Source organism: Acetobacter sp. DmW_125128 (assembly GCF_008704325.1).
Classification (GTDB): Bacteria; Pseudomonadota; Alphaproteobacteria; order Acetobacterales; family Acetobacteraceae; genus Acetobacter; species Acetobacter oryzifermentans.
Window position 1 is genome coordinate 1 of sequence record NZ_VHOP01000075.1, and the last position, 12,002, is coordinate 12,002.

Genomic DNA, 12,002 nt, shown 5'->3' on the forward strand with positions numbered 1-12,002 from the left:
CGCCTCCTCTTCCTCGAAAGATTGAACGCGAGCGCATAGCCATCCAGCGAGAGACAACTCCCAATCTGCTCAAAACGCAGACTGGACGCCATCGCAAAAACCGTCAATCAAATCGCCAAAACCCAGAAATTACCGGCCAAGCACATCAATCAAGGGTTCTTCGATGCCTCCACGTAGCGCTCAGCCTGCCTAATACGGCTGAGGGTTTCACTCAGCTATGCGCCTGGCTGGGCGAGGATGACGGGGTACTGGCCGTTTTCGAGGCGACCGGTGCCTATCATCGTGGGCTTGAGCGATATCTCAGTTTGGCGGGGCGCCCCTTTATCAAGGTCAATCCGAAGCAAGCGCGACGATTTGCACAGGCTATCGGCCGACTGGCCAAAACTGACAGCGTTGATGCCAAAATGCTGGCACGCATGGGGGTGGTTCTTGATCTGACCCCACAAGGCATAGAAGGGGAAGATGTTCATGATCTCAGGGAGTTGCTGACAGCACGGCGCGCTTTGGTCAAAGATCAAATCACGGCAAAGACACGTCTCGCCACAGCGACCAACCCGTTGGTGAAAGACCAACTCTGCCGCCGGATCGATGACATCAACACCGATGTCAAAGCCCTGGATGAAGTCATTGCGCAGATCGCCAAACAGCGTGGAACCCTTGATGAGCGCATCAGGCACCTGATGACCATTCCGGGGATTGGCAGATTAACCGCGACCATCCTGGTGATCGATATGCCGGAACTTGGGCATCTCGACAGCAAAAAGATCGCCGCCTTGGCGGGGCTTGCGCCCATGACGCAACAGTCAGGCAAGTGGCAGGGTAAAGAGCGGATTATCGGTGGTCGGGCATCACTTCGGCGGGCAATCTACATGCCTGCACTGGTCGCCATTCGCTTCAATCATGATCTCCGCGACAAATATCAGCAGCTTGTGAATGCGGGAAAAGCGAAAAAGGTCGCCATCACCGCCGTCATGCGTCGCATCATTATTCTGGCAAATACGTTGCTGCGTGAAGGGCGTGATTGGCAGCCTAAACGACCTTGACCAAGACGGATACTCGACCGCATCTTCAGACCATGACACGCTTCATTGAGGAGCATCGGCAGATATATGGTGTCGGGTCAATTTGCAGGGTTCTGTCGATTGCACCATCTGCCTATTATGCTTATCGGGCGAGACAGAAAAATCGCTGTGTGTGCAACCAGAAAGACAAAGAGCTGTGTCATGAAATCCGCAGTGTCTGGAAGGATAATTTCTGCGTCTATGGAGCACGCAAGGTTTGGCATCAGCTCAAACGTGAAGGTCTGGATGTCGCCCGCTGCACGGTAGAGCGACTGATGCGTCAGATGGGACTGAAAGGCGTCATTCGTGGCAAGGGTGTCAGAACCACCCGGCCAGATCCGCAACGACCCTGTCCACAGGATCTGGTGCAGCGCCAGTTTCATGCACCAGCCCCCAACAGGCTCTGGGTTTCGGATTTCACTTACGTTTCCACATGGCAGGGCTTTGTGTATGTGTCCTTCATCATTGATGTATTTGCCCGCATGATTGTGGGGTGGTGAGTAGGCCCTAGGGCCAATCGACATTCAAGCGATCCAGATCATGGCTGCTGCGAGATGAATGAAGCCTGTGAAATGGATGGTTCTGCGATCGTAGCGTGTTGCGAAACGATGAAAATGTTTGAGGCGATTGAAGCATCGCTCGATACGGTTTCGGTCTTTGTAAAGAGTCTGGTCGTGCGGGATGAACACCTTGCGGTTCCGTTTTGACGGAATGACAGCCTCTGCATTCATGACAGCAATCTGTTCGCGGAACCCATTGCTGTCATAAGCCTTATCGGCGATTACCGCGCCCGCAGTCTGGCCTTCGAGCAATGCAGATGCCTGGGTGGTGTCATGAACCTGACCGCCTGTGATAATGAACCGTAACGGTCGCCCCAGGGCATCGGCCAGCATGTGGATCTTGGTGGTCAATCCACCTCGGGAACGCCCCAGCGCCTGATTTTGCGCCCCCCTTTTCCGGTCGTCGCGTGCTGGTGGGCGCGGACGATGGTGCTATCGATCATCAGATACGCGTTGTCTCGATCGGCGGTCAGCGCGGTGAATACCCGCTCCCACACGCCAGCGTGGCACCAGCGGCTGAAGCGCCGGTGGATCGTCTTCCAGTTTCCATAGCGTTCAGGCAGATCGCACCAGTGGGCACCAGATCGTAATACCCATAAACATCCGTTCACGAATAGACGGTTATCCGATCCAGTCCGCCCCGGATCACTCGCTTTCCCAGGCAACAAAACCCTGATCTACTCCCATTGCCCTGCGCTCAATTCGTATCGCTTGATCCCCATCGTCCGCTCCGCCCATCAACACGGAGACCTATGAATCAGCGATTAGCCTATTTGGGAATCCTGAATGTCGATTGGCCCTAGTCTATTCTTCAACATGGCCAAAATCATAGCTTCGAGTCTACTGAGTCCTCAAAGAAAAATCGTATCTGTTCACGAAAAACCCTATTTTTCAATTTATAAAAAACGGAACATCATCGAACAATTCTTCGCCAGCCCGAAGCAGTTCAAAGGCACTGCAACACTCTATGACAAGCTGGAATCAACCTTCATCACAGCAGTGCAACTCGTCTCCGTTATCATCGGAGATAACTGACGACACGCCCTAACGAATATGAAATCCGACCGGAATCCGCCCCACCATAGGTGTTGAAGCCGGTGCGACACAGTGCAACCCACGAGCAGCGGCCAGTGCTTGTGCATCCAGATCATCATAGCCAGTACTCTGCACCAGTCGAGTTGTAGCAATGGCTCCGTCTGCTGCCAAAGTGACCTCCACCACGCCTTCTCCTTCTTCGTGCAGATGCCGGGCCATGGGAGGATAATGCGTCTGCGGTGGGGAGCAAGTAAGCGTGCGTGCCCCGCTCCCGTTGGCTACATGAGCCACCGATGCCGCCGCTGGTTGCGCAGCAGCAGAGTTCTGTGCTGCAGGAGCCAACTGAATTTGACTGGCCGCAGTACGAGCAGAAGTGGAAACAGGAGGTGTCGCTACCTTCGGAGAATGCGAAGTCAAACTCGTCTTGGGTGTAGATGGTACTGCCGCCTTGCGAGGCATGGATATTTGAGAAGAGTGAGCTGAAGGCCGATGCTCATGTGCTGGAGCGGCCCGCTGTGTGGCAACAGGCGGAAAGATATTTGTCATGCGCGGCACGGGTGGTGTATCCGCTGGCATGGGAGGCGCTCCCAGCGAGGAAGCAAGCGCCTCGTCTGGCGGTGTTATCTCAGAGGACTGAGTGGCATAAAAGAGATTAGCCGTAGGAGGCACACTGAGTGGTTCTACCTGCTCAGGAGTAGGAACCAGTTCCTGAGGCGGGGTTACAGAAGTGAGGTTCGCAGCGCTGACGGGCTTGCTGACAGGAGATTCAAACACCATCTCCACAGCTTTCTGCCCCGGTGCTTTCGACGGATGCCATGGATGAAATGTCACTAGCAGGCAGGCTGTAATTACCCCGTGCCCGACGACTGCTGCCAGAAGGGCCAGATGCCACACCCGGCTAGTCCGGCTCTGTCGAGCAGAAAATACGCCCCCCTCTAACCGTGCACGCACGTCTGGCGTTAGTGCATCGTCATCCTGCCCTAGTCTGCCGTGCGGTTTCACCCGTCCGCGTTCCTTCATCCTTTGGTCCTGAACGGCCCATACCCACAACACAAGGCAGATACACCCAAGCACCCAAACAGCTGCGACGCCTTGCCACTTATGCCGACCTGCACGCGTGCCTGCCTGTTTTCTGCGTGGTCTGTGTGGGCTTTTTCCCGTGATTTTATACCTCTCGCCGCCGCCTTCAATCAGAAAGATCACTTTTGCGGCAGTCATACGTTTGACACAAATCCTCTCATAGATAAATAAAGCAAAGCCACGTCCCACCTTTGGTCCAACCCACCATGGCCCGCACAGACAGGAGTTCCGGCTGCTCTGATGGCCCGCACCACCCACCCGTTGCATACGCTGCTGAAATTGTCGCTGGTGGTGGTGACACTGGTAGGCTTTCTCAGCCTGCTCGCCCTTCAGAGCTTTGCGCAACCGGATGAACTGCCCCGCGCCACCATAGCCCGCCTTCTGGGCGTGGATATTGCAGCTTCCCTCTCCGCACCCGATGAAGTCTTGGATGCAACGTCCGCTGGCGCAGGGCAGAAGGGTTCTGGCCTTGCCTCGCCAGAAGGCGCGGTGGGCCTGCCCACCAGAGTGGGCCCGACCCAGCACCATCATATGATGGCCGCACATGCCCATCACATGGCAGCGGCCATTGCGGGTAAATCCACGCAGCCGCATTCCGGCCACCATCATGGGGTGGAGCAGTGCCCGCTTTGCCCGCTTCTTTCGCTGCCAGCGGCGCTCCCCGTGGCCTTATTACTGGTGCCCCCGCCCATTCTGCGGTGGATGCGGCGCGGCAGCAGCGCCTCCACCCCACGCGCACCGCCCAGCGTTCAGCTTGGCTTGCCGCCCTCACGTGGGCCTCCTGCCTGAACAAAGCTTCTTCGTGCCCTTTTGGCCTCATGACCGAAGAAAAAAGGGTTCTGCACGCTTTGTTTTCAGGATTGTTTTTATGATCACGCTTATCAACCGACGCCGCGTGCCGACGTGGGCGTGGGGCATTGCTGCGGTGTGCGCGGCCCCCACCATCTCCGCTGCGCTGGCGCAAACAACGGCTGCGCAGGTCAGCGCCAGCCAGAGCAACACGGCCTCTGGCAGTGCCGTTGTCACACTGCCCCGGCTGGATATCTCAACGGATGAGGAAGAGGAAACCTCCCTCTCCGATGCCCCACTGACAGCGTCCTCGCCCGATGCCAGCTCACAGCGCATGTCCCGGCTTTCCAGCCCGGATGTGTCCTCGCTGTTCCGTAACCAGCCGGGGTTCAGTTCCTATGGCGGCGGGCGGCTGGCCAACCTGCCCGTGCTGAACGGCATGGCGGATGATCGCGTCGCCACTATTGTGGATGGCGTGCGCATCTCTCCCGCCTGCCCCAACCACATGAACCCCACCCTCTCTTACATTGATCCAGACAGCGTGCAGACTGCCACCAGCATTGCGGGCCTGACCCCTGTCAGCAGCGGGGGCGACAGTCTGGGCGGCACCATTGATGTGGAACGGGCAGACCCACGCTTTGCCCGCAAGGGCAAAATTCTTGTGACAGGCCGGGTGCGCGGCACCTACCGCAGCAATGGCGGGGCCTACGGGGCTTCTGGTTCTGTCACAGTTGCCAATCATCTGCTCAGCATCAGCTATACGGGTTCTTATGATCAGTCCGGCAATTATCGGGGGGGGGCGGGCATGGGCACCGTGCACTCCACCAATTACCTGACCTATAATCACGCCGTAACGGTGGGCTTGCACAAGGACAACCATCTGGTGGCCATTACCGTGGGGCAGCAGGACACCCCGCGTGAGGGCTTTGCCAACCAGTATATGGACATGACCAACAACCGCTCCACTTTTGTAAACGGCAAATATACTGGCTCGTTTGACTGGGGCACGTTTGAAGCCCGCGGCTACTGGCAGCGCATTACCCACGCCATGAACATGCTGGCGGACAAGGGCGGCCATTCAGCCACCACCGGCATGCCCATGAACAATGACTCCCGTCTGGCGGGTTATTCGCTCAAGGCCACCATTCCGCTAGGGCATTTTCATACCCTCAAGCTGGGCAGCGGGTTTGACCATGTGGGACTGAATGACTGGTGGCCACCGCTGCAAGGCAGCATGATGATGGGGCCGGACACCTACCACAACATCAATAACGGCCACCGCGACCGGCTGGGCCACTATGCCGAGTGGGAAGCCCACTGGACGCCGCGCGTTTCTACCCTGCTGGGGTTCCGCAATGATCTGATCATGATGAACACGGGAGCCGTGGCTCCCTATTCCTGGACTGGCATGATGAACATGACGGATGCCATGGCGGCCCGCGCCTTCAACGCCCGCAACCGGGGGCGGACGGATGTGAACTTTGATGTCACCGCTATGGCCCGCTGGAAGGTAACAGACAGCTTTACGCTGGAAGGCGGCTACGCCCGTAAATCCCGCGCGCCCAACCTGTATGAACGCTATGCGTGGGGCCGTGGCACCATGTCTTCCAGCATGATCGGCTGGTTTGGCGATGGTAACGGCTATGTGGGCAACGTGGATCTGAAGTCAGAAATCGCTAACACGGCCAGCGTGACGCTGGACTGGCATGACCCCACTGCCGCCAACAGATGGGGCCTGACGGTGCAGCCCTATTACAGCTACGTGCGCAATTACATCAACGTGGTGCAGTTGAGCACCTTCTCCAACGGGCACCATCTGCTGCAATTTGCCAATCACAACGCTCAGACCTACGGCATTAACGCCTCTGGCCATTACACGTTGTGGGACACGGCGCAATATGGCAAGAGTGAAGTCACCGGTGTGCTCAACTGGGTGCGTGGGCAGGATGAGGTCACGCATTCCGGCCTGTACCACATGATGCCGCTTAACGGTACGGTGGCGGTGCATGAAACGGTGGGACACTGGACAGGCCGGGTGGAGATGAACTTTGTCAAACCCAAGGACACGGTGGACTGGCTACGTGGCGAACCCCGCACTGCAGGCTACGCCCTGCTGAACCTTGGCGGCAGCTACACGTGGAAGATGCTAACGCTGGATGCCGGAATTGATAACGTGCTCAACCAGCCCTACTATCTGCCGCTGGGTGGTCTCTCTCTGGGTGATACACGCTATATTGGCACCACTCGTGCTCTGCCGGGCATGGGTCGCTCCTTCAATATAAGCCTTTCCGCCACGTTTTAAGACCATACATTCTCTGCCTGCGCAGAAAGAGAGCCTACAGGCAGAGAGTGAAAGTGCCTTTATGGCGGTTACGCACCTCCCCGGTTCCAGTTCAACTTAAGACCTGATATTATGAGGACGCTGGCACCGGTGTGGTCTGTGCAATCAGATGGAGGGTTCGAAAAACTCTTATTTTGGTAAGGTTGGCTGGTATTTTTCGAGTTTTGGCATACTGATTGATGATTTCTGCGATGGCATCTGATCTGCGTTTTGAGCAAGGAGAAGGCTTCCTGCTCTGGACTGCTATGCTGTGGCACTGACCCGTTCCAGAAAGAGGAAACGTCGCATATTGTAGATGATATTGGTCAGCCCGATCCTCATGGTGGCCCGTATGATACCGACAGTTCGGATGAATAGTCCGGTCTGTGATTTCTGATCTGCAAAGACATGCTCAACGCGTGATCAGATCACGGACTTGCCTGCATCGGATCGCTGAATATGACGGAGTCATGGGTTGGGGCGCGGCTTCTTCCTGGGAACCTTCGAGACGAAACCCTCTTTATCTATGAAGTCTTCATTGGCTTTTGAATGATACGATTTATAACCAAAGAATGGGATGGCCAGATATGTTGCGGGTATACTCCTGTCAGAAAAATTCTGCCCAAAAATATTTGCGCAAATCATGTATTATAATAACATAAAAAATATTTGTAATTTAAGATGCCTTTTTGTAACAAAAACACGTTAGATAATGTGCACATATGGAAACAAGTAAGGGTCTTACGTCATGTCATTACGAGTCAGATTTGATCCTGAGTATGTTGGAGAACAAATCGGACAATTATGTTTTGAAGAAAATCGTAATGTACAAGAATTAGATTTATACTTAGCTGGCGCAGCTTATGCTGTATGTTTGTCTTTAGGAAAAGAAAAGCCTTGGAAACAAAAAGATTTTGTTAATATTGGTTTATCTATTGTTCGTTCCGGAACTAAAAGATTTCTTGATCTTACAGAAAAAAACATATTGGTAAACTCGGTTCCACAAGAAAATGATATGAAGTATATGAAAAATTATGTGGGAAAATAAAAAGTTTATTTTCTGTATTTTGATTGTTTCGAATTTTTCTGACTCCGATGCTTTTGCCAAAACTGTTAAAGATATCGTTGTAGGGAAAGTTATTATCCACCCTTTTGCACAAGATCAACTCGAGGTGGGTAGTAATATACATGGCAATCAGCACTCTTCTCCATCTGCTAGTGGCCCTCATATCCGTAACGGGGTAAGAATTAATATAGCTAATCAGGTCAAGATCGGTGCCATTTGGGACTTTGGGGCGGCTCCCGGTGGACAAATGCGTCTATTCGAAGGTGCTGCCAGCTATACTGGTTTGAAACATTTTCAATTTTCTGTCGGAGTGTTCAATCCGAGTTTTGGACTGTCATCAATGCAGCCCAGAGGTGATAGCATTTTTCCTGAACGGGCAAGCGTTGCAACAATTACCCGTGGACTTGCCGCCGGTGCAAATCGTCAGGCAGTGCAAGCGTTATTTTACGGAAATTACTATCATTTAGCCATTTCTGGAACGGCTGGGACAGCTGGCCCGGGAAAAGACGGTAATCAAAGAGCAATTGTTTTTAGATCTGTGATTCTACCGATACATACCCAAGAATTCCTTATGCATGTAGGTATATCAGGTGAGTGGGTTTTTCGACCGTCTCATAAAAATTCTATGGAAGAAGGTGTATCATTTTCAGATACACCTGAAAACGGCGATGGATTAAATGATAAATATATAAAGACAGGTAATATTCCAGCAAAGAGCTCTGGTGCTTTTGGTTTAGAGGGAGCTGTTGCATGGAAGAAACTATTAATAAGTAGCGAATACTATAATTTAATTGTTAATGAAAATAAAAACTCTAGAATAAACCGTCAAAATTTTTATGGATGGTATATTACTGCGGCATATACATTGGTTGGAAAGCCGCGAGCATGGAAACCCACATCTGCAAGTTTTGCTTCTCCATCATGTGATCAGAAAGTCTCTACCCTCTGCCATGCCATGGGAGTCATAGAACTGGCGACAAGGTTTTCTCAAATGGATTTAGAAAATAGTGATGTATCTGGGGGCAAGCAAAATATATGGAGCGTAAATATAAATTGGTATCCCTTGGATATCATACGAATTTCTTTGGATTATTCACACATAAAATATTACGAAAAAGAAAATTATCATAATTTCGATAGTATTTTATCAATGTTCCAAGTGTATTTTTAATTAAACTTAAGTATTTGTTGTGTAAATGGTTATAGGGGGCAGGTAGTGAAGCTGGAGGGTTCGAAAAACCCTCTGGTTTTAGGTCTCTCTCTGTGATTCCCTCTTTTGTGTGATGATTGGGGGGATGGCTCATGAAACAGTCTGGTTTTTTTGATGTTGAAGAGCGGCTTGCTCGGTTGAGTGGGCTTGGTGACCAACTTGAAGCATTTTCCCGGACTGTGGATTTTGAGGCGTTCCGCCCTGATCTGGAGCAGGCTCTGGCCTATTCAGACAGGAGCAAAGGCGGCCGTCCGCCGTTTGATCGTAAGCGGCCGCTTGAGACCGCCTTATGAGTGAGGATTGTGACTGGTAAGTTACCGTCGTTAACGACGTCGTTATTGACGTTGTTTGGGAGGTAGCTATGGCTCAAGAAATCCTGATTGGCGTTGAACGCCGTCGCCGCTGGTCGGATGAACGCAAGCTTGCGATACTGGCTGAAGTTGGTGTGGACGGGGCAAGTGTATCGGATGTGGCCCGTCGGCATGACCTGACCCGTCAACATCTTTACCAATGGCGGACGTCTTTCCGCCACAGACTGTCTTCCCCGGATCAGTCTGTGGCGTTTGTTCCTGTCGCTGCAGTGAAGACACCTGCTCTGGTCTCTGGCGATGATAATGAAGGGCTGGCCATTATGCTGCGTAATGGCCGCAGTATCAGGGTGAGTGGACATCCTGCAGAAGAGTTTCTGGCGAAGATCATCCGGATTGCCGAGACAGCATGATTGGCGTGGGCAACGGTGTGCGCGTCTATCTGGCCTGCGGGGTTACGGATATGCGCAAGGGGATATCGGGTCTGGCTGCACTGGCACAGGACGTGCTGCGTCAGAACCCGACATCGGGAGCGCTCTTTGCCTTTCGTGGTCGCCGTGGGGACAGGATCAAGCTTCTGATGTGGGACGGTCAGGGGTTCTGCCTTTATTACAAGGTGCTTGAGAAAGGACGTTTTCCATGGCCCTCGCCGGCAGATGGCGTTGCACGCCTGACAGCCGCACAGATGGCCATGCTGTGGGAAGGCATGGAGTGGAGACGACCTTCCTGGTCTGCGCCACCGTCTCGCGTGGCCTGATTTTTATGGCGTGATCGTGCAGAACCTTTTGTCTTTTATTGGGTTTTCTGCTATTTTTTCATAATGACGCATGCGCCCGCGGTCCTGCCTGATGATCCAGATATCCTGAGGGAAATGATTGTTTCCCTTCAGACTGAAGTGGCTCGGCTTTCCGCTTCAGCCCGTGCGTATGAAGCTCTTGTCCAGTCTCTCAAAATCCGGATCGCGCGTCTTCAGAAACAGAAATTCGGGGCCAGTTCAGAAAAGATAGACCGTGAGATTGAACAGCTCGAACTGCTTCTTGAAGATGTGAAAATCGCCATCGCGGCAGCCGATCCTTCTCCTGACATCAGGGAGCACGATGACAGCGATGGTGTGGTCTCTTCCCCCAGACGGCGCGGCAAACCAAAGGTTTCCGACACGACACCACGGGAGCGTATTGTTCTCGACCCGGGCGAGGCCTGTCCCACCTGTGGCGGTCGCCTACGCCTCGTTGGCGAAGATGTCACCGAAATACTGGACTTTATTGCGGCAAAACTGAAAGTTGTCGAAACGGCACGGCTGAAGAAATCCTGCCGTCATTGCGAAACAATGGTACAGCCTGAAGCACCGTCGCGCCCTGTCCCACGGGGCATGGCTGGCCCCGGGCTGCTGGCCCATATCCTGGTCTCAAAATTCGATGATCACATTCCGCTTTATCGTCAGAATGAGATCTTTTCCCGTCAGGGTGTGGACATTCCCCGTTCAACCCTGATCGACTGGTGTGGTCAGGCCGTTGCCGTTCTGCGTCCTCTCACAGATCTGATCCGTCAGGATGTCGTTGGGGCAGACCTGCTGCATGCCGATGATACACCCATCCAGGTTCTTGATTCCCGTCTGCGCCAGGCTGGTAAACCACGTGGTGTGAAGGAAGGGCGGATCTGGACCTATCTGCGCGATCCCCGCCCCTGGGGCGGGAGTGATCCGCCCGCCGTGGCCTACTGGTTCTCTCCCGATCGCAAGGGGATCAATCCCCAGACCCATCTGGCACAGTTCTGGGGCATTCTGCAGGCTGACGCCTACGCCGGGTTCAGGGATCTGTATAAACCAGACGCAACAGGAACCGTGCACGTGCGCGAAGCGGCCTGCTGGGCTCATCTCCGCCGGGCCTTCCATGATGTCTGGAAGGGCAGTGATTCGACAATCGCAAGGGAAGCACTTGAACAGATCGGAGAGCTCTACGATATCGAGCGCCAGATCACCGGACACCCGGCCCCGTATCGTCTGGCTGTCCGACAGGAACAAAGCCGCCCCCGTGTCACAGCATTCCACGCATGGTGCGAAACACAGCTCGCCCGTATCCCTGGAAAGGGGGAACTGGCAAAAGCGATCCGTTATGCGCTCAACCGGTGGAAGGCCTTTACCCTGTTCCTCGAAGATGGTCGTGTCGCCATCGACAACAATCCTGCCGAACGCGCCATACGGCCCGTATGCGTGGGGCGAAAAAATTATCTCTTTGCCGGATCCGACACCGGGGGCGACAACATCGCTGATGCCATGACGCTTATCGAAAGCGCAAAACTCTTCCGGCTTAATCCGCACGATTACCTCGCCGACGTCCTGGCCCGTATCAACGAGCACAAGATCAACCGGCTCCACGAACTGTTGCCATGGAACTGGAAACCCGTGAATACACTGCACAGACAGGCCGCATAATCAAGGCGGCCCAGAACGGCCCGTTACGGTTCACAGGAAAAGGCCGCATCTCAAGCCTATGCCACGCCATATCCAACGGTCCAATGCAGGGAAGTCGGTGATCCGCTCGCGTGTCGAGCATGTCTTTGCCGATCAGAAATCA

General features: G+C 53.8%; 11 protein-coding genes, 4 pseudogenes and 1 other annotated feature. Of the genes and pseudogenes, 12 read left to right on the forward strand and 3 right to left on the reverse strand.

The genetic code is table 11. The annotated features are described in order from the left end of the window. Together FKW19_RS14700 and FKW19_RS14710 are read left to right on the forward strand one after the other, a co-directional pair. A partial coding sequence (locus FKW19_RS14700; RefSeq protein WP_342755614.1) for a transposase occupies positions 1 to 1,043 on the forward strand: 1,043 nt, incomplete at its 5' end. Further along, positions 1,033 to 1,150: a sequence feature (AL1L pseudoknot), on the forward strand. (Overlaps the previous gene by 11 nt.) Next, positions 1,058 to 1,558 (forward strand): annotated as a pseudogene (locus FKW19_RS14710) (IS3 family transposase); the annotation flags it as partial. Its footprint overlaps the feature before it by 93 nt. Positions 1,559 to 1,585: 27 nt before the next feature. On the opposite strand, the gene FKW19_RS14715 reads toward FKW19_RS14710, so the two are convergent. Beyond that, positions 1,586 to 2,298 (reverse strand): IS5 family transposase gene (locus FKW19_RS14715; protein WP_238331429.1). Its coding sequence is split into 2 segments (ribosomal slippage): positions 1,586 to 2,007 and positions 2,007 to 2,298, totalling 714 coding nucleotides; the frame shifts between segments, so codons are not numbered across the junction. A 109-nt stretch (positions 2,299 to 2,407) separates the two neighbouring features. On the opposite strand from FKW19_RS14715, the gene FKW19_RS14720 reads away from it, so the two are divergent. Beyond that, positions 2,408 to 2,656 carry a transposase gene (locus FKW19_RS14720; protein ID WP_116100365.1) on the forward strand — a complete coding sequence of 83 codons (249 nt, stop codon included), beginning with the start codon at positions 2,408 to 2,410 and terminating at the stop codon, positions 2,654 to 2,656. 9 nt (positions 2,657 to 2,665) lie between these two features. Here the strand turns inward: FKW19_RS14720 and FKW19_RS14725 are convergent, their stop codons facing one another. Continuing rightward, the gene (locus FKW19_RS14725) at positions 2,666 to 3,676 is read right to left on the reverse strand and encodes a TonB family protein (RefSeq protein WP_231862525.1); all 1,011 of its coding nucleotides are present in this window, start codon (positions 3,674 to 3,676) and stop codon (positions 2,666 to 2,668) included. A 300-nt stretch (positions 3,677 to 3,976) separates the two neighbouring features. Here FKW19_RS14725 and FKW19_RS14730 point away from each other — a divergent pair, with 300 nt between their 5' ends. Together FKW19_RS14730 and FKW19_RS14735 are read left to right on the forward strand one after the other, a co-directional pair. After that, positions 3,977 to 4,525, forward strand: coding sequence for a hypothetical protein (locus FKW19_RS14730; protein ID WP_003626866.1), 549 nt, complete (start codon positions 3,977 to 3,979; stop codon positions 4,523 to 4,525). Between the two features lie 79 nt (positions 4,526 to 4,604). After that, a complete protein-coding gene (locus FKW19_RS14735) occupies positions 4,605 to 6,827 on the forward strand; it encodes a TonB-dependent receptor (protein ID WP_116100364.1) in 2,223 nt (740 codons plus the stop codon). Between the two features lie 282 nt (positions 6,828 to 7,109). Here the strand turns inward: FKW19_RS14735 and FKW19_RS15585 are convergent. Beyond that, positions 7,110 to 7,454, reverse strand: a pseudogene (locus FKW19_RS15585) (IS5/IS1182 family transposase); the annotation flags it as partial. 139 nt (positions 7,455 to 7,593) lie between these two features. On the opposite strand from FKW19_RS15585, the gene FKW19_RS14745 reads away from it, so the two are divergent. The 7 genes and pseudogenes from FKW19_RS14745 to FKW19_RS15590 all read left to right on the forward strand — a co-directional run. Continuing rightward, positions 7,594 to 7,893, forward strand: coding sequence for a hypothetical protein (locus tag FKW19_RS14745; RefSeq protein WP_019088957.1), 300 nt, complete (start codon positions 7,594 to 7,596; stop codon positions 7,891 to 7,893). Then, positions 7,880 to 9,082, forward strand: coding sequence for an OprO/OprP family phosphate-selective porin (locus FKW19_RS14750; protein ID WP_116100363.1), 1,203 nt, complete (start codon positions 7,880 to 7,882; stop codon positions 9,080 to 9,082). The genes FKW19_RS14745 and FKW19_RS14750 overlap by 14 nt, the downstream gene beginning before the upstream one ends. Positions 9,083 to 9,213: 131 nt before the next feature. Continuing rightward, positions 9,214 to 9,384 (forward strand): annotated as a pseudogene (locus tag FKW19_RS14755) (IS5/IS1182 family transposase); the annotation flags it as partial. A gap of 98 nt (positions 9,385 to 9,482) precedes the next feature. Further along, complete coding sequence (tnpA, locus tag FKW19_RS14760) at positions 9,483 to 9,842, forward strand: IS66-like element accessory protein TnpA (RefSeq protein ID WP_063353330.1); 360 nt, start codon at positions 9,483 to 9,485, stop codon at positions 9,840 to 9,842. After that, a complete protein-coding gene (gene tnpB, locus FKW19_RS14765; RefSeq protein WP_020944072.1) occupies positions 9,839 to 10,186 on the forward strand; it encodes an IS66 family insertion sequence element accessory protein TnpB in 348 nt (115 codons plus the stop codon). The genes tnpA and tnpB overlap by 4 nt, the downstream gene beginning before the upstream one ends. Before the next feature lie 63 nt (positions 10,187 to 10,249). Continuing rightward, on the forward strand, positions 10,250 to 11,860 hold the full coding sequence (gene tnpC / locus FKW19_RS14770) for an IS66 family transposase (RefSeq protein ID WP_089179599.1): 1,611 nt from the start codon (positions 10,250 to 10,252) through the stop codon (positions 11,858 to 11,860). Between the two features lie 28 nt (positions 11,861 to 11,888). Beyond that, positions 11,889 to 12,002 (forward strand): annotated as a pseudogene (locus tag FKW19_RS15590) (IS5/IS1182 family transposase); the annotation flags it as partial.

Bases quoted from the DNA above. Each gene is read 5' to 3' on its own strand.
- FKW19_RS14720 (WP_116100365.1), top strand. From the start codon at position 2,408: ATGTCGATTGGCCCTAGTCTATTCTTCAACATGGCCAAAATCATAGCT.
- FKW19_RS14725 (WP_231862525.1), bottom strand. From the start codon at position 3,676: ATGAAGGAACGCGGACGGGTGAAACCGCACGGCAGACTAGGGCAGGAT.
- FKW19_RS14730 (WP_003626866.1), top strand. From the start codon at position 3,977: ATGGCCCGCACCACCCACCCGTTGCATACGCTGCTGAAATTGTCGCTG.
- FKW19_RS14735 (WP_116100364.1), top strand. From the start codon at position 4,605: ATGATCACGCTTATCAACCGACGCCGCGTGCCGACGTGGGCGTGGGGC.
- FKW19_RS14745 (WP_019088957.1), top strand. From the start codon at position 7,594: ATGTCATTACGAGTCAGATTTGATCCTGAGTATGTTGGAGAACAAATC.
- FKW19_RS14750 (WP_116100363.1), top strand. From the start codon at position 7,880: ATGTGGGAAAATAAAAAGTTTATTTTCTGTATTTTGATTGTTTCGAAT.
- tnpA (WP_063353330.1), top strand. From the start codon at position 9,483: ATGGCTCAAGAAATCCTGATTGGCGTTGAACGCCGTCGCCGCTGGTCG.
- tnpB (WP_020944072.1), top strand. From the start codon at position 9,839: ATGATTGGCGTGGGCAACGGTGTGCGCGTCTATCTGGCCTGCGGGGTT.
- tnpC (WP_089179599.1), top strand. From the start codon at position 10,250: ATGACGCATGCGCCCGCGGTCCTGCCTGATGATCCAGATATCCTGAGG.